Consider the following 24,527-nt stretch of genomic DNA (forward strand, 5'->3'; position numbering starts at 1 on the left):
GCACTGCGCAACGTACTGACGAAGTCCGTTCGCACGACTTATGACTGGAAGTCCGCCATGAACCAGTTTGCTATCCTGTATGGGGAGAGATTTACCGCGGCCCGAGGCTAACAAAATTCAAAACCGCCTCGCACACAAAAATACGGACAGGTCCACGCACTCCGTGCCCGTGCCCCCGACCTACGATACTGAGCGCGCGCAGCGCAGCCGTAGGCGTCCTCGCGTTGACGCCGGCAGCAGGCGGCCTACGCCCGACATGGGGATCGTTCAATAGTGGGTCGACGCAGCCACTATCCCTAACTCACCTGGCGTAGCAGCTTCGGACCACTAACCACATCGAACGGAAATCACCACCGTCCGAACCACCCACGCCGATAAATTGATTGCCAGCCGCTCAGGCGACGCGCTTTTTGGTTACGTTTTGTCGCTCGGACAAAATGTGACCCGCCCAGCAGGGCGGAACCAGGCGCTTCAACGGCCGACAGCATGTCACAAACAGCGACCACACTGGCAGCACGCGAAAACCGCCCCCCCTTAATCCCCCACCGCCACCCCCTCCCTCCGCGGATCCGCCCCACCCGCCCAAACCACCTTCCCGTCCGGCCCCGGCCGCCGCACGATAGCCTGCGTCCCGCTGGTCATCTCAATCTCGGCAACCTGGTGCCCGCGCTGCTGCAGCGCCTGCACCAGCCCCGGCGACACCAGCCCCTTCTCTACCTCGGTAGGTCCATTCCTGCTGCCGAAATTACCCATGCCGATCGCAGCCTGCGGATCCATGTTCCAGTCCAGCATGCCGACCAGCGTCTTGGACACATACTCGATGATCTGCGAGCCGCCGGGCGAACCGACCGTGGCCACCAACTGCCCGGTCTGGCGGTCGAACACCAGCGTAGGCGCCATCGACGAACGCGGCCGCTTGCCCGGCTCGACGCGATTGGCCACCGGCTTGCCGTTCTCGCTCGGCACGAAGGAGAAGTCGGTCAGCTGGTTGTTCAGCATGAACCCGCGCACCATCAGATGCGAGCCGAAGTACGACTCGATCGTCGTGGTCATCGAGATCGCGCCGCCGCGGTCATCGACCGCGACGATCTGCGAGGTGGAGATGCGCGGTGGCGAGCGGTCCGGGGCGTACGCCACCGCAGGCCCCGGCGGCACGCCCGGCTGCGCCTTGCCCATGCTCTTGTCGCCGATCAGCTCGGCTCGGGACGCAAGATAGTTGGGATTGACCAGGCCGGCGACATCGATCTGCACGAAATCGGCATCCGCCACATACAGGCCGCGGTCGGCATAGGCCAGGCGGTCGGCTTCGGCGATAGCGTGGACCGCGTCCGGATTGGCTTCCACCTGCGCGGGCGTATTGACGTTTTGCGGTTTGAGCGCTGCCAGCGCGTACTTGGGATTCTTTGTCTCCAGCGCCTGCAGCGTGCCCAGGATCTGCGCAATCGCGATACCGCCTGACGACGGCGGTGGCATGCCGCAGATCTTCCAGCGCTTGTAGTCGGTGCAGACCGGCACGCGCTGCTTGGCCCGGTAGCCGCGCAGGTCAGCCATCGACAGCGAGCCCCGGTTGGCGCTGCCGTTGACCTTGGCGACGATGTCCTGCGCGATCGGGCCGCCGTACAGCACGCCGGCGCCGCGCCGCGCGATATCGCGCAGCGTCTGCGCGAGCTTGGGGTTCTTCAGTACCGTGCCTGCCGGCTTGGGCTTGCCCTGCGCATCGAGGAAGTACGCGGCCATTTCCGGCGAGTTGGCCAGGAACTTGTCGGCGGCCACCTGCGTGTACAGGCGCTGCGAGATCGGGAAGCCCTTCTCCGCCAGCGAGATCGCCGGCTCGAACAGCTTGGCCCACGGCAGGCGCCCGTGCTGCCGATGCGCCATCTCCAGCGCGCGCATCACACCCGGCGTGCCGACCGAACGCCCGCCGATCTGTGCCTCGCTGAATTCCATCGGCTTGCCGTCGGCGCGCATGAACAGGTTCTCGGTGGCGCCGGCGGGAGCGGTTTCGCGGCCGTCGAAGGCCTGCACGCGCTTGCCGTCCCAGTACATGATGAAGGCGCCGCCACCGATGCCGGTGGCCTGCGGCTCGACCAGCGTCAGCACGGCCTGCATGGCGATGGCGGCATCGATGGCCGAGCCGCCCTGGCGCAGCATGGCGCGCCCGGCCTCGCTGGCCAGCGGATTGGCCGCGGCGGCCATATGGCGCTGCGCATAGACCGTCGACATGCCGGCGCGGTAGCCGGAAGCGACCTCCGGGGCAGGCGGCATGGCCGCCGCAGGCGCCGCGGCAGCAGCTGGTGCCGCCGTTGCCGCGGGCGTCCCGGTCCCTCCGCCCTGCGTTCCACACGCGCCAAGCAGCGCGGCCGTAGTCAGGGCCAGCGTGCTGCGCCACACCACCGAATCAAGGTCAAAGCGGGCCATGCGATGTCTCCTGGGGGAAGGAATCAGGCGATTGTAGTGGCGATCGCCGCATGTGGGGGTCGGGCGAAGTCTGATTTCCGTCACCTGATTGGGCGTGCAGCGAAAAAAACGTGGAGGATCTAACCCCTCCGGGAACCGTGCGCCGTTTCATGGACAGGCCACCTGGCGTCCCGCCTGCGGCCCACCAGGAGAACAACATGCAACTTCGCGCACCGGTCGTGTCCACCGTTGACGCCCGGCGGATCCGGGCCGCCGCTGCCTGCTGCGCCGCCGCGCTGGCCCTGGCGCTGTCGGCCTGCGGCGGGCATTCGCCTTCACTGACGCAGGCACCGCAATCCGATTCGCCGGCCCCGGCGCCCGCGCCGGTTTGGGACCGTGCCGCCGAAGCGGCCAAGGCCGCAAATTCCACTCCGGCCGCCGAGATGCGCGCTATCGCACCTCATGCCGCGCAGGCCATGTCGCCGCCCTACCACCTGCGGCCACCCCCGGCCGCGGATCGCGAGCGCTACGGCCAGATCGAAGAAAACGGCGTCAAGCTCGTCGCGCAGGCCCCGGTGTCCACCTTCAGCATCGACGTCGATACCGGCAGCTACAGCAATATGCGCCGCCTGCTCAATGCCGGCCGCCTGCCGCCCGCGGATGCCGTGCGCGTGGAAGAACTGCTGAACTACTTCCCGTACGACTACGCCCAGCCCGCCGACGGCAGGCCCTTCGCCGTGCACACCGCGCTGGCGCCCGCGCCCTGGCATCCGTCCAACGTGCTGCTGCGCATCGGCATCAAGGGCAAGGACATCGCCAGCGGCGCGCTGCCGCCGGCCAACCTGGTGTTCCTGGTCGATGTGTCAGGGTCCATGGATTCGCCCGACAAGCTGCCGCTGCTCAAGTCATCGCTGAAGCTGCTGGTGAACAAGCTGCGCGCGCAGGACCGCATTACGCTGGTCACCTATGCCGGCGGCACCCGCGTGGCGCTGCCCCCCACGCCGGGCAGCGACAAGGCCGCGATCAGCGCCGCCATCGACCAGCTGGTGGCAGGCGGCAGCACCGCCGGCGCCAGCGGCATCGCACTGGCCTACCAGGCCGCGCAGCAGAGTTTTATTGCAGACGGGATCAACCGGGTGCTGCTCGCCACCGACGGCGACTTCAATGTCGGCGTCACAGATTTCCGGCAGCTCAAGGGCATGGTCGAAGAAAAGCGCAAGTCGGGCGTGTCGCTGTCGACACTGGGCTTCGGCACTGGCAACTACAACGAGCAGCTGATGGAGCAGCTGGCCGATGCCGGCGACGGCGCGTACTCGTATATCGACAACCTGATGGAAGGCAACAAGGTGCTCGCGAGCGAGATCAGCTCGACGCTGGCCACCATCGCCCGCGACGTGAAGATCCAGGTGGAATTCAACCCGGCGACGGTGAAGGAATACCGGCTGATCGGCTATGAAAACCGCATGCTGGCGCGCGAGGATTTCAACAACGACAAGGTCGATGCCGGCGACATCGGCGCAGGCCATACGGTGACCGCGCTGTACGAGCTGACGCTGGCCGGCCAGCCCGGGCTGGTCGATCCGCTGCGCTACCAGCCGGCCACGCCGGCACCCGCCCGCGACGGCGAACTGGCGCATGTGAAGCTGCGCTACAAGCTGCCTGCGGCCAGCACGAGCCAGCTGATGGATGTCACCGTGGCGCGGCAGGCGATCCGGACCCTGGCCCAGGGCGACGACGACTTCCGCTTCGCCGCCGCAGTGGCCGGCTTCGGCCAGGCGCTGCGCGGCGGCAAGCACACCGGAAGCTGGGGCTACGCCGAGGCGCACGCGCTGGCGCAAGCCGCGCGCGGCCCCGACCGTTTCGGCTACCGCGGCGAATTCCTCAAGCTGGTCGACCTGGCGCAAAGCCTCGCAACCAGCAAACCGGCGGATGCCGGTGGCGCGGTACCCGAGCGGGCGGCGCGCTGACAACGTCGCGGCACAGGGCGGCGCAGCGGTTTGTCGCCCCGCCCTGCGCCCTCTTATACTCGGACGCATGCAGGCTCCAGATCCCGTCCCGTCTCCCCCGTTGGCCGCACTGCCCGACCCGGACCTGATGCTGCTGGTCGCGTCCGGCATCATCGAGCAACCCATCGCCGAGCTGTTCCGCCGCCACAACGCCGGCCTCTACAACTACGTGGCGTGGCTGTGCCAGGGCAATACCGGCGAGGCCGAGGACATCGCGCAGAAGACGTGGATCAAACTGATGACCCGCTGCGGCGACTACCAGCCTGCCGCGGCGTTTCGCACCTTCCTGTACCAGATCGCGCGCAATGCCTGGCTCGACCAGGTGCGCAGCGCGGATGCGCGCCAGCGCCGCGATACGGACGACGGCCAGCCGCCCGAGCTGCCCGTCGACGACCTGTCGCCGGAAGCCGAGCTGCAGTTGCGGCAGCATGCGCACCATGTCCACCTCGCGCTGCTGCAACTGCCGGCGGCACAGCGCGAGGTAGTGGTGCTGCGCTTCTTCAGCGACATGAGCGTCGAGGATATCGCGCAGATGCTGGGCGAGAAGTTCGAGACGGTGAAGAGCCGGCTGCGCTACGCCTTCGCGCGCTTGCGTGCCGAGCTGGCGGGCACCCTGCCGGGCGCGCGGGAGCCTCGGCCATGAGCGCCGCCGACCGCTTCATCGACGGGCAGGACCGGCTTGCCGCGCTGCTGAAGGCATTGCCTGCCTACATGCCACCGGAGCGGCTGGCCGCTGCCGTGCAAGCCGCGGCGCACGCGGCCCAACAGGAAGCCGACGCACGCCGCGCCGGCGCCCTGCCATTCGGCCTGCCTTTCTCCGCGCCGCCGGGGCTGGCGTCCGCGGTGCTGGAAGAAGCCGCGCGGCTGCAGGCAGCGCAGGCGGGCCGGCGCGATGCGGTGCTGGCCAGCATTGAGGCGGGCCAGCCGGCGGCGCAAGCCCTGGGTGCGCCCGTCAGCGATGCCACGCGCGACTGGCTGGCGGCGCAGGCGCGCAGCACGGCCATCGCGCAGGCCGCAGGGCGGACAGAACAGACACGCACGACACGCGCACGCCGTTGGTGGCGTTCGCTCGGCGCCGTGGCGAGCGTGGCGGCCGTGGCGGGGCTGACCACCAGCATCGTGCTGCGGCAGGTCGACGAAGGCGCCTTGCAACCGGGCGCGGTGCGCGAGTCGACCACACCACAGGCGGCCACACCGGCAACCGCGCCCGCGCCCGCGCCGACTGCGGCTCCGACGGCCGGGAACGCTCCCGCGCGCGTGCAGGACGCACCCGTCGCCGCGCCGGCAAACCCCACGCCGCCGGCACCCAAGGCCGCTCCGCCGGCATCGCGGGAGCTACGGCAAGAACGCGAAGCCACCCCGCGCCAGCGCGTGCAGCCGCCCGCCGAACGCAAGGCGACGCCACGCGGCGAAACACAGGCCATGCCCGCCCCTGCCACCGAAGGCTTGCTGCCACAGGCTCCCGCCGTCGCAGCAGCCCCGCCGATGCCTGCATACTCCGCCATGGCGGAAGCCGCGCCTGCACCGGCACCAGCCGCCGCCCCAGGCGCCGATTTCGCGCGCAAGGCCGCCCCGCCGCTGGCAGCGGCACGCGCACCCGCAGCGCTTGCCGCCGCAGCAATGGTCGTCTCGGTACAGGAAGATCCCGCGTCAGTCGCAGCGCGCATGCAGGCAACCCCGGCGCTCGGCCTGTGGGCGGCCGAACCGGACAGCGCGGATATCAGGGAATGGGTGGAACGGCTGTGGCAGTCGATGCCGGCGGGGCAGCGCCCGCCGTTGCCGTATGCCGTGCAGCCTGACCGCACGCTGGCGCCGGGCCAGGTGCGCATCGAGCTGCAGCACCGTGCGCCACAGTGAGCGCGGCGGTGCCTGGTAGCTGGTCGCGGAAGATCAGCGCGTGGTGAAGGACCAGCTCAGGTCCACCGGCTGCGAACCCAGCCGGCCGGTCACGCGCACGTTGTAGCGCTGGCCGCTGGCCAGTGGTGCCACCGGCGTGCAGATCGCCAGTCCGCGCGCGGCGCTGGACAGGCCCGACGAACGGCTGTCGACCTTCAGGCAATTGACGCTGTTGCCCTGCGCGTCGGTGATGGCGAAGTTGTCGGCATCAAACTGCAGCGAGGTATTGATCGCCTGCAGCGAAACCGGGTAGCCCACGGTCTTGCCTTCGTAGCCCGGCGCCGGGTTCGGGCTTTCGGTGTTGACCCAGCTCGCCGGCACATCGGCCTGGCCATTGAACGGGTACGCCACCATCTGGTTGTCGCTGCCGCCCTTGGACGCATCGGCCAGGTCGATGGTCTGGTAGTAGCTCGCGGAAGTGCCGCTGCCGTTCGGGCCCACGCTTTCGGCAAAGCCGCTGCCGGCCGAGCCGTAGCTGCCCAGCAGCGCGGCGCGGTGGAACGGCGCGTTGACCAGGTCGGAAACCAGCGCATCCTTGGGCGTCATCGACAGGTTGGCGTTGGCCACCGAGGTCCAGCGATTGGCGCCGGCCACCACTTCCGCGGTGGCATTGGTCGGGTAGGCTGCCTGGATGCGCTCGTTCGGCGTGGCACCGGTATAGCCGGTCCGGCCGCTGATTTCGTCGTGCGTCAGCGTGGCGTTGGCCAGCATGTACGCGGTGTGGTTCTGCGCCACGGTGTTGAGCGGGTCGCGCGCGGCCAGCGGCGGCAGGCCGACCTGCTCGCGGCGGTAGTTCGCGTAGCACAGGCCCGCAGTGCGCGGTTCCTCCAGCACGCGGTAGTTGCTGACCGCGCTGCCGCGCGCCGGCAACAGCGTGATGCCGCTGCCGGCCGCAGGCGCCGGTGCCGCACCGCTGACGGTGTAGCAGCCACCGGCAGTGGTCGGTGTGGAAGACGTCGAACCAGGACTCGCGCTGGACTGGGTGCCGGATTGCGAGGAGCCTTGCGGCGCGCCGGCCGACGTGGCGCCGTCGCCGCCGTCTCCACCGCCGCCACAGGCGGACAGGGCCAGCACGGCGGCAGCGCAGAGGCCGGTCAGGGTGAACGTGGTGTGCCGCGCGCGTCGCGGCAGCGTCGGTTGGCAATCAGCAAGCAAGCGTGTCCCGGTCATCGGTCTGGATTGTCGTAGTCGTCGGAAGAAGGCATCCGCCTGAGGGATCCGCACGTGGCGAAGCAGCGGCGAACAACCGGCGCGGGAGGCGCCGGAGGCAGAAAGACCGGACGATGGTATGAGGGTGACCCCGCAGGGTCTAGCCTGCGAACAAATGCTTACGTGTGAACCGCGCGCGCGGCACAGTAGCCACGCCGGGCGCACGTTGACGCAACCGGCATGCGACGCGCACAGCGCTTAGCCCGCCGGCGTCACATCGGCGGTGCCGCCACCGAGTGATGTCATCACCGCCAGCAACTGCTCGCGCAGCCACCGGTTGGCGCCATCGTTCTCGCCACCCGCGTGCCAGTACAGGTGCAGTTCCAGCGTCGGCACCTTGAACGGCAGGGACAGCAGCCGGTTGGCGTAAGGCTCGTTGGCGATGCGCGCATAGCGCAGCGGCAGCGTGGCCAGAAGATCGGTGCAGCTGACCACGCGGCAGGCGGCGGCATAGTGCTGGCAGCGCAGCCGCACGCGCCGCGTCAGGCCCATGCGGTGCAGCGCCTGGTCCTCCAGCCCGGCGCCACGCCGGCGCGACGACACGTGCACGTGCTCGGCCGCTAGGTAGCGCTCCAGCGTCAGCTCCTTCTTCACCAGCGGATGGTCGCGGCGCGCCAGCACCACCATCGGGTCGTTCATGAACGGCGCGTGGTGGATAGCCGGCGAGACCGGCAGCAGGATGTCGATCGCGGTATCGATGGTGCCGGCCAGCAGCTCGGACTCCATCTCGCGCCGGTCAAAGCGGATCGCGGCGATTTCCACGTGCGGCGCCATCGCCGTCACCCGCGCCATCAGCGGCGGCAGCAGCGTCGATTCCAGCGCGTCGCGCATGCCGATGGTGAAGCGCCGCACCGTATTGGTGGGATCGAAGTGCGGCGTGTCCTGCAGCGTCCGGGCAAACGACTGCAGCGCGCCGCGCACCTCGCCGGCCAGCGAACGGGCCAGCGGCGTGGGCGCCATGCCCTGCCCGCGGCGCTCGAACAGCGGGTCGTCGAACAGCGTGCGCAGCCGCCCCAGCGCATGGCTGACCGCCGGCTGCGTCAGGTTGAGCTGGCGCGCGGCCGCGGTGATGCTGCCTTCGCTGTAGATGGCGTCGAACACCACGAAGAGGTTGAGGTCGATGCGGGAGAGCTGCATGACGGAGATTCTGGCACGGAATGCAGGGAATTGATACTGGCAAATCCAGAAAATTCATTTTTCTTATTACCGTCTTTCAGATAGAGTGCATTGCATCGGCGATGTCTGCCTGATTGACGAAGCCCGTTGCCCGCCGTTGCCAATGCGCGGCGCCCACCGATCCGTAGCGAGGAGACCACATGGATTTCGAGTACAGCCCGAAGGTCAAGGAAATGCAGGCCAAGCTGCTGGCCTTCTTCGACAAGCACATCTATCCGAACGAGAAGCGCTTCGCCGAAGAGATCGACGCCAACCGCCGCGCCGGCAACGCCTGGATCCCGACCAAGGTGATCGAGGAACTGAAGCCGCTGGCGCGCGAAGCCGGCCTGTGGAACCTGTTCCTGCCGCGCTCGCCGCGCGCGCCGCAGGGCCTGTCCAACCTGGAATACGCCACGCTGTGCGAGATCATGGGCCGTGTGCCCTGGTCGGCCGAGGTGTTCAACTGCGCCGCGCCCGACACCGGCAACATGGAGACGCTGGAGCGCTATGCCTCCGAGGAACTGAAGGACAAGTGGCTGGAGCCGCTGCTCGCCGGCGAGATCCGCTCCGCCTTCCTGATGACCGAGCCGGCGGTGGCCTCGTCAGACGCCACCAATATCGAATGCCGCATCGAGCGCGACGGCGATCACTACGTCATCAACGGCACCAAATGGTGGTCCTCGGGCGCCGGTGATCCGCGCTGCAAGGTCTACATCGTGATGGGCAAGACCAATCCCGACGCCGGCCGCCATGAGCAGCAGTCGATGATCGTGGTGCCGGCCGACACCCCGGGCATCACCATCAAGCGCTTCCTGCCGGTGTTCGGCTACGACGACGCGCCGCACGGCCACATGGAGATCGAGCTGAAGAACGTGCGCGTGCCGGCCTCGAACATCCTGCTGGGCGAAGGCCGCGGCTTCGAGATTGCGCAGGGCCGCCTCGGCCCGGGCCGTATCCACCACTGCATGCGCAGCATCGGCGTGGCCGAGCGCGCGCTGGAGCTGCTGTGCAAGCGCGCGCTGTCGCGCGTGGCCTTCGGCAAGCCGGTGGCCAGCCAGGGCGTCACCCAGGAACGCATCGCCGAAGCGCGGTGCGAGATCGAGATGGCGCGCCTGCTGACGCTCAAGGCCGCGTACATGATGGACACCGTCGGCAACAAGGTGGCCAAGGCCGAGATCGCGATGATCAAGGTGGTGGCACCGAACGTGGCGCTGAAGGTGATCGACTGGGCCATCCAGGTGCATGGCGCCGCCGGTGTTTCCAGCGACTTCCCGCTGGCCAACTGGTGGGCGCACCAGCGCACGCTGCGCCTGGCCGACGGTCCGGACGAGGTGCACCGCAACGCCATCGCCAAGCTGGAACTGGCCAAGCACATGAACGTGAACCCGGACAGCATCAAGATGCCGGTGGCGCGCGGCTTCTGAGCGCCCGCCGCGGGGGGGCGCGCTCGCCCCTGACGCCAGCATGGAAACGCGCAGCCTGCCTGCGCGTTTTTTTCTTCTGTGCTTAAATCGCCCGGTTCGCCACGTCAGTGGTTGACGTGGCAGTCACCACGATCGCAGCCAGGGGAGCTTTTGCGATGATCGACGTCTATACCTGGGCAACGCCCAACGGCCACAAAGTCCACATCATGCTGGAAGAATGTGGCCTGGAGTACAAGGTCCATCCGATCAACATCGGCGCCGGCGACCAGTTCGGCGAGGACTTCCTGAAGATCAGCCCCAACAACAAGATTCCCGCCATCGTCGACCCCGACGGCCCGGACGGCAAGCCGATCTCGCTGTTCGAATCGGGCGCCATCCTGCTGTACCTGGCCGGCAAGACCGGCAAGTTCCTGCCCGAGGACGTGCGCGGCAAGTACGACGCGCTGCAGTGGCTGATGTTCCAGATCGGCGGCGTCGGCCCGATGCTGGGCCAGGCGCACCACTTCCGCATCTACGCCCCGGAGCAAATCGAGTACGCGGTCAACCGCTATACCAACGAGGCCAGGCGCTTGTACGGCGTGATCGACACGCAGCTGTCGAAGCACCAATGGCTGGCTGGCGACCAGTACACCATCGCCGACATCGCCACCTTCCCGTGGCTGCGCAGCTGGCAGAACCAGGGCGTCGAGCTTGACGAATATCCGAACCTGAAGCGCTGGTTCAACGAGATCGCCGAGCGCCCCGCGGTCAAGCGCGGCGTCGAGGTGCTGGCCAGCGCGCGCAAGGCGCTGCAGGACGACAAGGCGCGTGAGGTGCTGTTCGGCGCCACGCAGTACAAGCGCCACTGAGGGCCGCCGGCCCGGGCATGATCCCGGGCCACCGCGGCGTTCACGCCGCCACCAATGCCTGCGTGTCGATGCGCTCCCTGGGCAACCGTCCGGGGCAGCGCGCGGCCTGGCCGGTTCCGCCTTCGTTTTCATTCCCGCGAGCACCGTGCCCGCCCGGCGGGCCGAAACAGCACAGCAGGGCCGTGCCGGGCATGAGCACGTCGAGACGACAGGTTTCATTCGCATCCGGCGCGTAAAGCGCGCCGGGCTGCAGGAACGCCGCCTCGTCCGCCGCTGGCGCCTCGGGCCCGTGCCAATACAAGCCTGCAGCACCGCGATAGCACAGCGCCCAGCGCAAGCCGCGCGCGCGCAGCCGCTGCGCCCAGTCGCCGCCCGAGTCACCAAGCTGGATGAATTCGGGCCGCATGCCTGCCGGGCTTTGCAGCGCGGACTCGTCCGATGATGCGCCGGCCATGCCGCCGGGGTCGTTCGCACCCAGCTGCCCCAGCGTGCAGCGACACGCGCCAGCGGGCAGTGACACCGGCGCCGCGGCCACATCCTGCGCCACGGCGCGCAGCAGGATCGTATCGACCGTCGCGCGGACCTGCATCGACACGCCGGTGGCGGGAGCGAACAACTCACCGCCGCCGGTCAGCAGGCTGCCGCGCCCGGGCGCCGACATGCGCAGCCCGCCGCGAAGGCAGGCCCACCACTCGGGCCGCTGCGCCACGAATTCGGGCTGGGCCTCTCCCGCACGGAGAAATACGTAGTCGCAGGTTTCGCCCAGCCCTGCCGTGGAGGACAGCAAGCGCGACTGGAAACCGATGGTCAGATCCGCCACGGCATGGTGGCCGGATTGGAAGGCGCGCATCTGCGCCTCGAACAGCGTGAATATCTGCATGGCAATTCCCTGAGCAGGGCGACAGGATGCGGTCATCCTGTCCGCGCAACGCGGCGCACGCGAAAGCATCGCGCTCCGGCATCGCACAGTGGTCCCGTCTGGCGCGGCCATGCAAGCCGCCCGGTGTCATGCCATCGTGCCGCGCCATATGCACTGGCGCATCCCTTATTCCGCGGATCGGGCATCGATAGTGAGGGGGAGAATAAGTTGTCGTGGCCTCAAGGTCAAACCCTTAGCCTCAGAACACTCCGAACTTCTTACGATCCCATGACTACTCGACATCTCAGACTTTTCGGATTGCATCTCGCCTGGCTGCGCAAGCAGCGCGGCTGGTCCCAGGAGACGCTGTCGCTGGAAAGCGGTCTGGCGCGTTCCTACCTGAGCGGCATCGAAGGGGGCAAGCGCAACCTGGCGCTGATCAACATCTGCACGCTGGCCGAGACCCTTGCGGTCCCGCCGTCTGAAATGCTGGACTTCGCACGCCACGATGTCAGCGAGCTGCAGGTGGAGCAGGCGCCGATGCCCTACGGCAACCGGCAGCAGGCAGCCATCGAGGCGACCATGCGTCATATGGCCGAGCTCAACGAGCCCGAGCTGAACCTGGTGGCGGCGGTTGCCCGGGCGCTGGCGGGCAAGGGCAGCTTCCGCCCGCCGGTGAGCTACGTCAAACCCGGCGCCAGGGCTGCCGCGGGCGACATCGAGCCCTAGACGCCAAGCATGCCCTGCCGTTCGATGAAGCGGATGACTTCGTCAAGGCCCTGCCCGGACTTGACGCTGCCCATCACGAACGGCCGGGTGCCGCGCATCTTGCGGGCATCGCTCTCCATCACTTCCAGGGACGCGCCGACGTATGGCGCGAGGTCTGTCTTGTTGATCACCAGCAGGTCGGACTTGGTAATTCCCGGGCCGCCTTTTCTCGGAATTTTCTCACCGCCGGCTACGTCGATCACGTAGATCGTCAGATCAGAAAGTTCTGGGCTGAACGTTGCCGCGAGGTTGTCGCCGCCGGACTCGATGAACACCACGTCGGCATCCGGGAACTTCGCCAGCATGCGGTCCACCGCTTCAAGGTTGATCGACGCATCCTCGCGGATCGCGGTGTGCGGGCAGCCGCCGGTTTCCACGCCCATGATGCGTTCCGCCGGCAACGCGCCGGAGATCGTCAGCAGACGCTGGTCTTCCTTGGTGTAGATGTCGTTGGTGATCGCGACCAGGTCATAGCGGTCGCGCATGGCCTTGCACAGCATCTCCAGCAGCGTGGTCTTGCCGGAGCCAACCGGGCCGCCGACGCCGACGCGCAGCGGAGGATTCTTCTTGGTACGGGCCTGGGTCATGGTGGGGTGTGGATTCAGGAACGGAACAGCCGGGAGTACTGCGTTTCGTGGCGTGCGCAAAGCAGGCCCAGCATCGGGGAAAAGGTCGACAGTTGCGGCGGCGTGGCATCGGCGCGGTGCGTGGCTTCGCCTACGGTTTCCAGCACCGCTGCGTGAAGACGGCGCAGCATGTGTTGCCCGGCGACCTGTCCCAGCGGCACCGCCTTGATCGCGGCGGCAACCTGGTTCTCGGCCCAGTTGAAGCAATAGGCGGCCAGGCCGTCACGGGCGTCGACGTCCAGCGCAACGCACGCTGCGGTAAAGGCGGATGGCAGGCAGACCGGCGATAGCGTTGCCAGCGCCTCGCGCAATGCCGGCGTCCCCCACTCCATCTGGGCGATCAGCTTCGCCAGCGACCAGCCCATCTGCTCGGTTTCGAGACGAAGCTCCGAGGTTTCGCGGGTGGCGTGGAACCAGTCATTCCACGCCTGCACTGCTGCCGTGTCACCGGCACGCCAGCAGCGATGCAACAGCAGCCACAGCGGTGCCTCGCATTGCGCCTGGACGTGCAGCAGGTTGTCGCGGATCCAGCGCTCGGCGGTCTGGGCGTCATGGATGACGCCGGCCTCGATCGCGGCTTCAAGCCCTTGCGAATAGCTGAAGCCGCCGATGGGCAAGGCGGGGGATGCGAGGTGCAGCAGGGAGATGAGTTGGTGGAGGGTGGTCATGGCTACAGCACCCGCTTGTCATCGTCTTGCTCCCCTCTCCCGCAAGCGGGAGAGGGGAGCGCGGTGTCGGTATTGGTAAGGTTTTCCGGCTGATTCACAGCGCGCGCCCATTGTAGTCAGCACTAATGTAATCAATGCTTATGCACGCAATTTGCATCATGATCCGCGTCGCCATGTTCGTGATCATGAGCATGCCCGTGCGAGTGCGAGTGCGAGTGCGAGTGCGAGTGCGAGTGCGAGTGCGAGTGCGAGTGCGAGTGCGAGTGCGAGTGCCCATGATGCTCATGGAACACCGCCTGAGCCGCCGCATAGTCCTCCGCGAACGTGGCATCGTGCCCATGCTTGTGCCCGCCGCCATACGCCCCGGCTTCCGGCTCGAACGGCAGCGCCGCGCGCTCGGCACGCACGCCCAGGCGCTGCAGCATGTCGGCCAGCACCGGGTCGTACTCGAGCCGCAGATAGTCGCGCCCGATCTCCACCGGCGTGTGCCGGTTGCCAAGGTGATACGCCGCGCGCATCAGCCCATGCGGATCTTCCGAACGCACATCAAGAACGGCCTCCGCCGCAGCCTGCACCTCGACAAGGCTGCCATCCTCGGCCACCAGCAAATCGCCACCCCGCAGCACCGTGCCGCGCGGCAGGAACAGCGCGGCCTCGGTGCCGTTGTCGAGCACCGCGCGCAAGCGGCTCTTGCTGCGTTCGTTGAAAGGCAGGACCAGCTTGGGAGCACGGCGCACCAGCACCGGCGCGATGCCGTGCGGGGCGCTCAGGAATTTGTCGATCTTCAGCATGCGCGATGCGGGGCGCGGGCCCCGGCGGTTCAGAACAGGAAATAGCGCTGCGCCATGGGCAGCTCGGTGGCGGGCTCGCAGATCAGCAGCTGGCCGTCGGCGACGACCTGGTAGGTCTCGGGATCGACCGTGACGTGCGGTTGCCAATCATTGTGCACCATGTCGCGTTTGCTGACCGTGCGCGTGCCGCGCACCGCCGACAGCGTCTTGGCAAGGCCATAGCGCTCGCCGATATTGGCCGCCAATGCCGCCTGCGAGACAAAGGTCAGCGAAGAGCGGTGCAGCGCCCCGCCCGCCGATGCGAACATCGGCCGGTAGTGCACCGGCTGCGGCGTGGGAATCGACGCATTGGGATCGCCCATCGCCGCGGCGGCGATCATGCCGCCCTTCAGGATCAGGCTCGGCTTGACGCCGAAGAACGCCGGACGCCACAGCACCAGGTCGGCCCATTTGCCGACCTCGACCGAGCCCACCTCGTGCGCGATGCCGTGCGTCAGCGCCGGGTTGATGGTGTACTTGGCGACATAGCGCTTGACGCGGAAGTTGTCGTGCCCGCCGCGCGCATCGTGCGGATCGCCCGGCAGTTTGCCGCGCTGCAGCGCCATCTTGTGCGCGGTCTGCCAGGTGCGGATGATGACCTCGCCGACGCGGCCCATGGCCTGCGAGTCGCTGGAGATCATCGAGAACGCGCCGAGGTCATGCAGGATATCCTCCGCGGCGATGGTCTCGCGGCGGATGCGGCTTTCGGCGAAGGCGATGTCCTCGGCGATCGACGGATCGAGGTGGTGGCACACCATCAGCATGTCGAGGTGCTCGTCCAGCGTATTCACCGTGTACGGCCGCGTCGGGTTGGTCGACGACGGCAGCACATTGGCTTCGCCGCAGACCTTGATGATGTCCGGCGCATGGCCGCCGCCGGCACCTTCGGTGTGATACGTATGGATGGTGCGGCCCTTGAACGCGGCGATGGTGGCCTCGACAAATCCGGCCTCGTTCAGCGTATCGGTGTGGATCGCCACCTGCGTGTCGGTCGCGTCCGCCACCGACAGGCACGTATCGATCGCCGCCGGCGTGGTGCCCCAGTCCTCATGCAGCTTCAGCCCGATCGCACCGGCCTCCACCTGCTCCAGGAGCGGCGCCTGCTGGCTGGCGTTGCCCTTGCCGAGCAGGCCGATATTCATCGGGTAGGCGTCCACCGCCTGCAGCATCCGCTCCATGAACCAAGGCCCCGGCGTCACCGTGGTGGCGAAGGTGCCTGTCGCCGGCCCGGTGCCGCCGCCGATCATGGTGGTGACGCCGCTCATCAGCGCCTCTTCGATCTGCTGCGGACAGATGAAATGGATATGGCTGTCGATGCCGCCCGCCGTGACGATCATGCCCTCGCCCGCGATCACCTCCGTACCCGGCCCGACCACGATGGTCACGCCCGGCTGGATATCCGGGTTGCCGGCCTTGCCGATCGACGCGATGCGCCCGTCCTTCAGCCCGATGTCGGCCTTGACGATGCCCCAGTGGTCGACGATCAGCGCATTGGTGATCACCGTGTCGACGCAGTCCTTCGCCATGCGCTGGCTCTGGCCCATGCCGTCGCGGATCACCTTGCCGCCGCCGAACTTCACTTCCTCGCCGTAGACGGTGAAGTCCTTCTCGACCTCGATGATGAGCCCGGTATCCGCCAGCCGCACGCGGTCGCCGGTGGTCGGGCCGAACATCTCGGCGTAGGCCTGCCTGGAGATCGTTGCCATCACAGCGCTCCCATGATCTTGCCGTTGAAGCCGTAGACGATGCGGTCGCCATCCAGAGCCACCAGTTCGACGGTGCGGGTCTGTCCAGGTTCGAAACGTACCGCCGTACCCGCCGCGATATTCAGCCGGAAGCCGCGCGTGGCCTCGCGATCGAATGACAGCGCGGGGTTGGTCTCGTAGAAGTGGAAGTGCGAGCCGACCTGGATCGGCCGGTCGCCGGTATTGGCCACCGTCACGCTGACCGTGGCGCGGCCGGCGTTGAGTTCGATCTCGCCATCGGCGGGCATCAGTTCACCGGGGATCATGGTGTGTGTCTCCTCAGGCCATCAGCAGGCCGGTGCCGTAGAGCGCCAGGCCGGCACCGGCCAGGCGGGCCAGCCAGCCGGCATGGCGGCGCAGCAGCGTGCCGGCGCCGATGCCGAGCAGGTGCAGCGCCATGGTCGCGACGGCAAAGCCGCCGACGTAGGCGAGCACGGCGGGCATCGCCTCGGCGGCAGCCGGCAGCTCGGCGCCATGCGCATAGCCGTGGAACACCGCAAAGCCCCCTACCAGCAGGGCACCGGCCCAGGCCGGCAGTTGGGCGCGCAGCGCCAGCATCAGGCCCACCACCAGCAACGACACGGCGATCATCGGTTCAACCGCGGGCAGCGCCATGCCAGCCAGACCGAGCGCGGCACCGGCCAGCATCAGCGCAACGAAGACCAGCGGCAGGCGCAGCGTATCGGCAGCCGAGCGCGCCACCAGCGCGCTCCACACGCCCACCGCCGCCATTGCCAGCAGGTGGTCGGCACCGGTGAACGGGTGCGCCAGGCCGGCCCACAGGCTGGCGCCGACGGTGGCGGCGTCATGGCCGGGGTGCGCCAGCGCGGCGGTGGCGGCAGCGGTCAGGGTGGTGCCCAGGGCAAGGCGCAGGCAGGCGGAACGGTTCATGTCGGCTCTCGGTTGGCTTGGTTGTTCGAATCGATCGGAATCGGTCGTTCAGGCGCAGGCTCAGACGATGGGATGGTGCACCGTCACCAGCTTGGTGCCGTCGGGGAACGTCGCTTCGACCTGGATCTCGGGAATCATCTCGGCGACGCCGTCCATCACCTCGTCGCGCGTCAGCACGGTGGTGCCTTCGTGCATCAGGTCGGCCACGGTGCGGCCATCGCGCGCGCCTTCCATGATGGCCGCGGTGATCAGCGCCACGGCTTCCGGATAGTTGAGCCTGAGTCCCCGCGCCTTGCGCCGTTCAGCCAGCAGCGCAGCGGTGAAGATCAGCAGCTTGTCCTTCTCTCTCGGCGTCAGTTCCATCTCTTGTTCCTTGTGTGTCTCGTTGTCCGATCGCGGCCCTACGTCGCCCTACGTCGCCCACAGGCGCAGCGGCCGCGCCACCACGCCGTGCATCGGCTCGCGCAATGCCTGCCAGCTGTCGACCATCACGTGGCGCACGGCTTCCATCTGCCGGCCAAGCACGCGCACCAGCAGCATCGACTGGCCCTGGGCTGCCAGGCAGGTCACGCCCGCGCGCAACTTTGGCCCGTAGGGCAATCGCTCGGCCAGCGATTCCGCCAGTTCCTGCGTGGCGCCCTCGCCCACCGCCCACAGCGTGCCGAGCACATTGAGGCCGTCGAGTCCCGCTACCGCGGCGCGCAGCGGCGATCCCGCATCGAGATGCGACTGTTCGATCCACAGCGCGCGCTCGCCAGCGCCGACGCGTGTATCAAGCCACAACGCGCCGCGCGCCCATTGCTCGCCCGACGCCTGCCGGCCCAGCACTACGGCATCCCAGCCGATCGCGCTGCCGCCCGGCGCTACGTCGAGCACCGTCGCGATGCGCGCGCGCGCATCGTCGAACACGATGTTCTCCTGCGGCAGCCAGTCCAGCCGCGCACCCGCCCCGACCGAGAGCCGCACCTGCTGCACCGCATCGCGGCCGAGCGACTTGTACCACTTGGTGGCGCCGGGCGTGGCCAGCACCGCATGGGCGCCGGCTTCGAGCGTCACATCGATATCCAGGCTGTCGCCACCCGCCACGCCTGCCGGCGGATGCAGGATGACGGCATGGCAGATGCCGCCTTCGGGATAAAGCGGCTTCTGCACCAGCAATGGCCCCTGGTGGCGGCGTTCGACCAGCGCGGAGCGTTCGCCGCGTTGCGCAAAACGCAGCCGCAGGCTGGCCTGCCATGCGGCAGGCACGGCGAGTGACGAAGGAAAATCGGGATGACGCATGGCGTGGCAAGGCCGGCGGGGCGCGCGCGATGGCGGGGGTTGCAGGCAATCATAGCGCGCCCCCTGCCTGTGCGAAAGCGGCGTGCGATGCGCATTCCCCGCCCCGCGCTTACACGGCAATCAACTCCCGTACGCCGTCCTGTTCCATGCTGGCCCCGGCACCGCGGGCAACCACCTCGCCCCGGCTCATCACCACATAGTGGTCGGCGATATGGCGCGCGAATTCATAGTACTGCTCGACCAGCAGCACCGTCATGCCGAACTCGTCTACCAGCAACCGCAGCGCACGGCCGATGTCCTGGATGATCGACGGCTGGATGCCCTCGGTCGGCTCGTCGAGGATCAGCAGTTGCGGCTCGCTCATCAGTGCCCGGCCGATCGCCAGTTGCTGCTGCTGGCCGCCGGACAGGTCGCCGCCGCGGCGCTGGCGCATGGTGCGCAGCACCGGGAACAATTGATAGATGCGATCCGGCACACCCGCTGGCCGCGCGCGGCTGGCGGCACCGATCAGCAGGTTCTCTTCGACCGTCAGCCGCGGGAAGATCTCGCGCCCCTGCGGCACATAAGCCAGTCCGGCCGAGACGCGCTCGTACGGCGCCTTCTTCTCCAGCGGCTTGCCGTCCCAGTGGATGCTGCCGCTGCGCGTCGGCACCACGCCCATCAGGCATTTCAGCAATGTGCTCTTGCCTACGCCATTGCGGCCGAGCAGCGTAGTCAGCTTGCCCGCCGGCACGTCGAAGGAGACGTTGCGCAGGATATGGCTGCCGCCGTAGAACTGGTTCAGTGCATGGACCTGCAGCATGCCTATCTCCCCAGGTAGGATTCGATCACGCGTTCGTCGCGCTTGACGCTGTCGAGCGTGCCTTCGGCCAGCACGCTGCCCTCGGCCAGCACCGTGACCTTGCCGGCATCGCCCGCCAGTGCCGCCACGAACTCCATGTCGTGCTCCACCACCATCATCGAGCAGCTGCCGCGCAGGCCGTTGAGCAGGCTGGCGAGCTGCATGGTTTCCTCATCGGTCATGCCGGCCACGGGTTCGTCGAGCAGCAACAGCTGTGGCTGCTGCATCAGCAGCATGCCGATCTCCAGCCGCTGCTTCTGCCCGTGCGACAGCAGGCCGGCGGGCCGGTACGCCTCGTCCTCCAGGCCGGTCAGCGCCAGCGTCTGTTCGATGCGGCGATGACCCTCGCCGGTGAGCCGCGCGCGCAGCGACGACCACCAGCGCTTGTCGGCCTTCATCGCCAGCTCCAGGTTCTCCCACACCGCATGCTGCTCGAACACGGTTGGCTTCTGGAACTTGCGGCCGATGCCGACCTGCGCGATGCGCGGTTCGGTCATCCGCATCAGGTCGATGGTCTGGCCGAGGAACACGCGCCCGCTGACATTGGCGTTGCGCGGGCCGGTCTTGCCGGTGATGACATCCATCATCGTGGTCTTGCCAGCGCCGTTGGGGCCGATCACGCAGCGCAGTTCGCCATGGTCGATCGACAGGTTCAGCTTGTTGAGCGCGCGGAAGCCGTCGAACTGCACGGTGACGTCTTCCAGGTAGAGGATCGGGCCGTGCGACACATCGATGGTGCCCGGCTCCAGCACCCGGCCCAGCCCGGTGGCGTCGCCGCTTTCAGCCTGGCCATGTTCTAGTGCGGCGTTCATGCTTCACCTCCGGTGCGGCCCGCGACCGCGGGCGTGGATACCGGCTCGGGCACGGATGGCGCCTCGGATGCAGCACGGCGCTCGTGCAGGCGCCTCCACAGGCCGGTCACGCCGTCGGGCAGGTAGAGCGTCACCAGCACGAACATCGCGCCCAGCAGGAACAGCCAGTACTCGGCGAAGTGGGCGGTGAAGAGCGTCTTGGCGCCGTTGACCAGGAACGCGCCGATGACCGGCCCGATCAGCGTGCCGCGCCCGCCCACGGCAACCCACACCGCCATTTCGATCGAGTTGCCGGGCGACATCTCGCCCGGGTTGATGATGCCGACCTGCGGCACGTACAGCGCGCCGGCGATGCCGCACAGCACGGCCGAGAAGGTCCACACGAACAGCTTGTAGCCGAGCGGGTTGTAGCCGGAGAACATGACGCGCATCTCGGCATCGCGCACCGCTGTCACCACGCGGCCCAGCTTGGACGTGACGATGTAGCGGCAGGCAACAAAGCCGCCCAGCAGCGCCAGGAAGGTCAGCACGAACAGCGCCGTGCGCGTCTGCGGCGCGGCGATGGCAAACCCGGCGATGCGCTTGAAATCGGTAAAGCCGTTGTTGCCGCCGAAGCCGGTCTCGTTGCGGAAGAACAGCAGCATCGCCGCATACGTCATCGCCTGCGTGATGATGGACAGGTACACGCCCTTGATGCGCGAGCGGAAGGCAAAGAAGCCGAACAGCCACGCCAGCACGCCCGGCACCAGCACCACCAGCAGCAGCGCATAGCCCAGGTGATCGGTGCCGTGCCAGAACCATGGCAACTCCTTCCAGTCGAGGAACACCATGAAGTCCGGCAGGTCGCTCTTGTACACGCCTTCGCGCCCGATCGAACGCATCAGGTACATGCCCATGGCATAGCCGCCCAGCGCGAAGAACAGGCCATGGCCGAGGCTCAGGATGCCGCAGTAGCCCCACACCAGGTCGAGCGCGATCGCCGCCAGCGCAAAGCACATGATCTTGCCGACCAGCGTCAGCGCATACGCCGACAGGTGCAACGGATGGCCTTCCGGCACGAGCAGCGCGCACACCGGCACGCCGATGCCGACGATCACGGTCAGCACCGCCAGCGCCATCCAGCCGCGTGGCGAGAACAGCGACTGGCGTTCCGGCACGGCAAGCCGGAAAGGCATCGCGGAAGAATCAGGTTGGAATCGCTGCATCATGCCTCCGCGCTGCGCCCCTTGAGCGCGAAAAGTCCCTGCGGCCGTTTCTGGATAAAGAGCACGATCAGCACCAGGACAAGGATCTTGGCCAGCACCGCGCCATAGAACGGCTCGATGAACTTGTTGATGATGCCCAACCCGAACGCACCCACGATGGTGCCGGCCAGCTGCCCCACCCCGCCCAGCACCACCACCATGAACGAATCGATGATGTAGGCCTGGCCCAGGTCCGGACCGACATTGCCGATCTGCGACAGCGCGCAGCCGCCGAGCCCGGCGATGCCGGCACCGAAGGCAAAGGCGTAGCTGTCGACCTTCCAGGTGCGCACGCCGACGCACGCCGCCATGGTGCGGTTCTGCGTGGTGGCGCGCACGAACAGCCCGAGCCGCGTGCGGTTGAGCACCGCCCATGCCACTGCCACCACCGCCAGCGCGAACAGGATGATGACCACGCGGTTGTACGGGATCACCAGTCCCGGCATCCATTCGAAGCCGCCGCTCATCCATCCGGGGTTGGCCACTTCGACGTTCTGCGCGCCGAACAGCGTGCGCACCGCCTGCATCAGCAGCAGGCTGATGCCGAAGGTGGCCAGCAGCGTTTCGAGCGGGCGGCCGTACAGGTGGCGCAGCACCAGCCGCTCCAGCACGAAGCCCACCACCGCCGCCGCCAGGAACGACGCCGGCAGCGCTGCCGGCAGGTACCACGCGAACGCCTCAGGCGCATAGGTACGAAACAGCGACTGCACCACATAGGTGGCATAGGCGCCGATCATCAGGAACTCGCCGTGCGCCATGTTGATGACGCCGATCAGGCCATAGGTGATGGCCAGCCCAAGCGCCGCCAGCAGCAGCACGCTGCCCAGGCTCAGGCCGGCAAACAGGTTGCCGATCAGCTCGGCGCGGCGCTGGTCGCTGCGCAGCTGGTCCAGCGCCTGCTGCGCGGCCAGGCGCACGTCGGCATCGGCCTCGCGGTAGTTGCCGGCGCTGTCGCGCTCGACCAGCGGCGCCAGCTTCTGGCGGCTCTGCGGGTTGCTGTCGCTGGCGAGGATGCGGATCGCTTCGAGCCGCGCATCGTGCGCGGCGGCATCCGCAGGTTCTGCCAGCACGAGGTTCGCCCAGATCACGTCGAGGCTGGCACGCAGGCCGGCATCGGCCTCGGTCTTGCGCGCGGCTTCCACGGCGGCAAGCGAGGCGCTTTCCGGCTGGTCGCGCAATGTGCCGATGGCCTGCGCGCGCGCCGCGATGTCGGGCGATTGCAGCAGCAGGCTGCTGGCGGCGCTGTCGACCAGCGCGCGCAGGCTGTTGTTCAGGGTCAGGGATTCGAGTTCGTCCGGCTTGACCTTGACCGGCTTGCCGGTGATCGCATCGACCGTATTGTCGCCGTCCTGGCGCACCATGCCGACCGACGGCGCATATTGCAGGGCGTCGTCCTGCAAGGCTTTCAGGATCGGTGCGGCTTCGGCGGGCGATGCCTTCGCCAACGCGGACAACGCCGCGGTCTTGGCATCGAAGTCGTCCTCGGCCAGCGGCTTCAGGTCAGCCTGCGTCAGCGCCATGGCCCAGGGCGCTGAGGCCAGTAGCAGCGCTGCCACCAGGACGCGCAGCCAGGGCGGAACGGGAAGGGATATCGAATAGCGCATAGCGGCTGGCAAGTGCGAAGGTGTTGGCAAGCTGAGTGCACACTCCCCTCTCCCGCAAGCGAGAGAGGGGAGCCAAACAGAGGGAAGCCGACCGCCTTACATCACCTTGTCCGGCTTCCCTTCATTGCCCGAGATGAACGGGCTCCACGGCTGCGCGCGTACTGCCTTCGGCGTCTTCCACACCACCGAGAACTGCCCATCACCCTTTACCTCGCCGATCATCACCGGCTTGTACAGGTGATGGTTCTCGCCCATGGTCAGCGTGAAGCCGTCCGGCGCCTTGAAGGTCTGGCCGTACATGGCCGCGCGCACCTTGTCGGTATCGGTGCTGCCGGCCTTCTTCACGGCCTGTGCCCACATATGAATGCCGACATAGGTGGCTTCCATCGGGTCATTGGTCACGCGCTTGTCGCCGCCCGGCAGATTGTTGGCCTTGACCCAGGCCGCCCACTGCTTCTTGAAGGCATCGTTCTGTGCGTTCTTGACCGACATGAAGTAGTTCCACGCCGCCAGGTGGCCGACCAGCGGCTTGGTGTCGATGCCGCGCAGTTCTTCCTCGCCCACCGAGAACGCCACCACCGGCACGTCCTTGGCCTTCAGGCCGGCATTGCCCAGTTCTTTATAGAAGGGCACGTTGGAATCGCCGTTGATGGTCGAGATCACCGCGGTCTTGCCGGCCTGCGAGAACTTCTTGATGTTGGCGACGATGGTCTGGTAGTCGCTGTGGCCGAACGGGGTATAGACCTCTTCGATATCCTTGTCGGCAACGCCCTTGCTCTTCAGGAACGCGCGCAGGATCTTGTTGGTGGTGCGCGGGTAGACGTAGTCCGTGCCCAGCAGGAAGAATCGCTTGGCGCCGCCGCCTTCCTTGCTCATCAGGTATTCCACCGCCGGGATCGCCTGCTGGTTGGGCGCGGCGCCGGTGTAGAAGACGTTCTTGGACATTTCCTCGCCTTCATACTGCACCGGGTAGAACAGCAGCGAGTTCAGCTCTTCATAGACCGGCAGCACCGACTTGCGCGACACCGAGGTCCAGCAGCCGAAGGTCACCGCGACCTTGTCCTTGCTGACCAATTGGCGCGCCTTCTCCGCGAACAGCGGCCAGTTGGAGGCCGGGTCCACCACCACCGGCTCGAGCTTGCGGCCGAGCACGCCGCCGCTCTTGTTGATCTCGTCGATGGTCATCAGGGCCACGTCCTTCAGCGACGTTTCCGAGATGGCCATGGTGCCGGACAGCGAGTGCAGGATACCGACCTTGATCGGTTCCTTGGACTGCGCCATGGCCAGCGGGCTGGTACCGATCATTGCCGCGGCGGCGATGGCCGACAGCTTCAGCATGTCACGTCGTTGCATTTGCAGCTCCCGTTTGTGGTGTTAGTAGGGACACGCTCCCCGAGGTGATGCATCTGCAACTAGCGTGCCA

General features: G+C 67.5%; 23 protein-coding genes. 6 read left to right on the top strand and 17 right to left on the bottom strand.

The features are described from left to right. Positions 1–534: 534 nt before the first annotated feature. Positions 535–2,418: a gamma-glutamyltransferase gene (gene ggt, locus K309_RS0101275; protein ID WP_029044729.1), complete on the bottom strand. Its 1,884-nt coding sequence runs from the start codon at positions 2,416–2,418 to the stop codon at positions 535–537. 197 nt (positions 2,419–2,615) lie between these two features. Here ggt and K309_RS0101280 point away from each other — a divergent pair, with 197 nt between their 5' ends. The 3 genes from K309_RS0101280 to K309_RS0101290 all read left to right on the top strand — a co-directional run bounded on the left by K309_RS0101280 (position 2,616) and on the right by K309_RS0101290 (position 6,260). Continuing rightward, positions 2,616–4,364: a vWA domain-containing protein gene (locus K309_RS0101280; RefSeq protein ID WP_064737418.1), complete on the top strand. Its 1,749-nt coding sequence runs from the start codon at positions 2,616–2,618 to the stop codon at positions 4,362–4,364. 100 nt (positions 4,365–4,464) lie between these two features. Beyond that, positions 4,465–5,046 carry a sigma-70 family RNA polymerase sigma factor gene (locus K309_RS35690; protein WP_232232291.1) on the top strand — a complete coding sequence of 194 codons (582 nt, stop codon included), beginning with the start codon at positions 4,465–4,467 and terminating at the stop codon, positions 5,044–5,046. Then, the gene (locus K309_RS0101290) at positions 5,043–6,260 is read left to right on the top strand and encodes a hypothetical protein (RefSeq protein WP_029044731.1); all 1,218 of its coding nucleotides are present in this window, start codon (positions 5,043–5,045) and stop codon (positions 6,258–6,260) included. The genes K309_RS35690 and K309_RS0101290 overlap by 4 nt, the downstream gene beginning before the upstream one ends. A 33-nt stretch (positions 6,261–6,293) precedes the next feature. Here K309_RS0101290 and K309_RS0101295 read toward each other — a convergent pair whose 3' ends face one another. Together K309_RS0101295 and K309_RS0101300 are read right to left on the bottom strand one after the other, a co-directional pair. Then, entirely contained in the window at positions 6,294–7,469 is a 1,176-nt protein-coding gene (locus K309_RS0101295; RefSeq protein ID WP_029044732.1) for a CAP domain-containing protein, read from the bottom strand. A gap of 237 nt (positions 7,470–7,706) precedes the next feature. Further along, positions 7,707–8,645 (bottom strand): LysR family transcriptional regulator, encoded by a 939-nt coding sequence (locus tag K309_RS0101300; protein ID WP_029044733.1) that lies wholly within the window; start codon positions 8,643–8,645, stop codon positions 7,707–7,709. A gap of 179 nt (positions 8,646–8,824) precedes the next feature. Between K309_RS0101300 and K309_RS0101305 the strand changes: the two genes are divergently transcribed. Beyond that, positions 8,825–10,087, top strand: a complete 1,263-nt coding sequence (locus tag K309_RS0101305; RefSeq protein ID WP_029044734.1) for an acyl-CoA dehydrogenase family protein — start codon at positions 8,825–8,827, stop codon at positions 10,085–10,087. Between the two features lie 155 nt (positions 10,088–10,242). Beyond that, the gene (locus tag K309_RS0101310; RefSeq protein WP_029044735.1) at positions 10,243–10,935 is read left to right on the top strand and encodes a glutathione binding-like protein; all 693 of its coding nucleotides are present in this window, start codon (positions 10,243–10,245) and stop codon (positions 10,933–10,935) included. A gap of 40 nt (positions 10,936–10,975) precedes the next feature. On the opposite strand, the gene K309_RS35695 is transcribed toward K309_RS0101310, so the two are convergent. Beyond that, positions 10,976–11,815, bottom strand: coding sequence for a hypothetical protein (locus K309_RS35695; RefSeq protein WP_064737419.1), 840 nt, complete (start codon positions 11,813–11,815; stop codon positions 10,976–10,978). Between the two features lie 267 nt (positions 11,816–12,082). On the opposite strand from K309_RS35695, the gene K309_RS0101320 reads away from it, so the two are divergent. After that, on the top strand, positions 12,083–12,523 hold the full coding sequence (locus K309_RS0101320) for a helix-turn-helix domain-containing protein (protein ID WP_029044736.1): 441 nt from the start codon (positions 12,083–12,085) through the stop codon (positions 12,521–12,523). On the opposite strand, the gene ureG is transcribed toward K309_RS0101320, so the two are convergent. From ureG to urtA, 13 genes are all read right to left on the bottom strand, one after another. Continuing rightward, positions 12,520–13,149 (bottom strand): urease accessory protein UreG, encoded by a 630-nt coding sequence (ureG, locus tag K309_RS0101325; RefSeq protein ID WP_029044737.1) that lies wholly within the window; start codon positions 13,147–13,149, stop codon positions 12,520–12,522. The genes K309_RS0101320 and ureG overlap by 4 nt on opposite strands. Before the next feature lie 14 nt (positions 13,150–13,163). Further along, positions 13,164–13,856, bottom strand: coding sequence for an urease accessory protein UreF (locus K309_RS0101330; RefSeq protein WP_029044738.1), 693 nt, complete (start codon positions 13,854–13,856; stop codon positions 13,164–13,166). A gap of 131 nt (positions 13,857–13,987) precedes the next feature. After that, positions 13,988–14,647: an urease accessory protein UreE gene (ureE, locus tag K309_RS35700; protein ID WP_051320276.1), complete on the bottom strand. Its 660-nt coding sequence runs from the start codon at positions 14,645–14,647 to the stop codon at positions 13,988–13,990. A 29-nt stretch (positions 14,648–14,676) separates the two neighbouring features. After that, positions 14,677–16,392: an urease subunit alpha gene (gene ureC, locus K309_RS0101340; protein ID WP_029044739.1), complete on the bottom strand. Its 1,716-nt coding sequence runs from the start codon at positions 16,390–16,392 to the stop codon at positions 14,677–14,679. After that, positions 16,392–16,697 carry an urease subunit beta gene (locus tag K309_RS0101345; RefSeq protein ID WP_029044740.1) on the bottom strand — a complete coding sequence of 102 codons (306 nt, stop codon included), beginning with the start codon at positions 16,695–16,697 and terminating at the stop codon, positions 16,392–16,394. Before K309_RS0101345 ends, ureC begins: the two co-directional genes overlap by 1 nt. Positions 16,698–16,710: 13 nt before the next feature. Then, the gene (locus tag K309_RS0101350; RefSeq protein WP_029044741.1) at positions 16,711–17,322 is read right to left on the bottom strand and encodes a HupE/UreJ family protein; all 612 of its coding nucleotides are present in this window, start codon (positions 17,320–17,322) and stop codon (positions 16,711–16,713) included. A 60-nt stretch (positions 17,323–17,382) separates the two neighbouring features. Continuing rightward, positions 17,383–17,685 (bottom strand): urease subunit gamma, encoded by a 303-nt coding sequence (locus K309_RS0101355; protein WP_029044742.1) that lies wholly within the window; start codon positions 17,683–17,685, stop codon positions 17,383–17,385. A gap of 48 nt (positions 17,686–17,733) precedes the next feature. Beyond that, entirely contained in the window at positions 17,734–18,603 is an 870-nt protein-coding gene (locus tag K309_RS0101360) for an urease accessory protein UreD (protein WP_029044743.1), read from the bottom strand. A 109-nt stretch (positions 18,604–18,712) separates the two neighbouring features. Next, entirely contained in the window at positions 18,713–19,405 is a 693-nt protein-coding gene (gene urtE, locus K309_RS0101365) for an urea ABC transporter ATP-binding subunit UrtE (protein WP_029044744.1), read from the bottom strand. Positions 19,406–19,407: 2 nt separating this feature from the next. Further along, on the bottom strand, positions 19,408–20,256 hold the full coding sequence (gene urtD / locus K309_RS0101370; RefSeq protein ID WP_029044745.1) for an urea ABC transporter ATP-binding protein UrtD: 849 nt from the start codon (positions 20,254–20,256) through the stop codon (positions 19,408–19,410). After that, positions 20,253–21,461: an urea ABC transporter permease subunit UrtC gene (urtC, locus tag K309_RS0101375; protein ID WP_029044746.1), complete on the bottom strand. Its 1,209-nt coding sequence runs from the start codon at positions 21,459–21,461 to the stop codon at positions 20,253–20,255. Before urtC ends, urtD begins: the two co-directional genes overlap by 4 nt. Beyond that, complete coding sequence (gene urtB, locus K309_RS0101380; RefSeq protein ID WP_035876491.1) at positions 21,461–23,104, bottom strand: urea ABC transporter permease subunit UrtB; 1,644 nt, start codon at positions 23,102–23,104, stop codon at positions 21,461–21,463. Before urtB ends, urtC begins: the two co-directional genes overlap by 1 nt. Positions 23,105–23,200: 96 nt before the next feature. Next, positions 23,201–24,457, bottom strand: a complete 1,257-nt coding sequence (urtA, locus tag K309_RS0101385) for an urea ABC transporter substrate-binding protein (RefSeq protein WP_029044748.1) — start codon at positions 24,455–24,457, stop codon at positions 23,201–23,203. Positions 24,458–24,527: the final 70 nt, after the last annotated feature.

This window comes from Cupriavidus phytohabitans (assembly GCF_000426345.1).
Lineage (GTDB): Bacteria > Pseudomonadota > Gammaproteobacteria > Burkholderiales > Burkholderiaceae > Cupriavidus.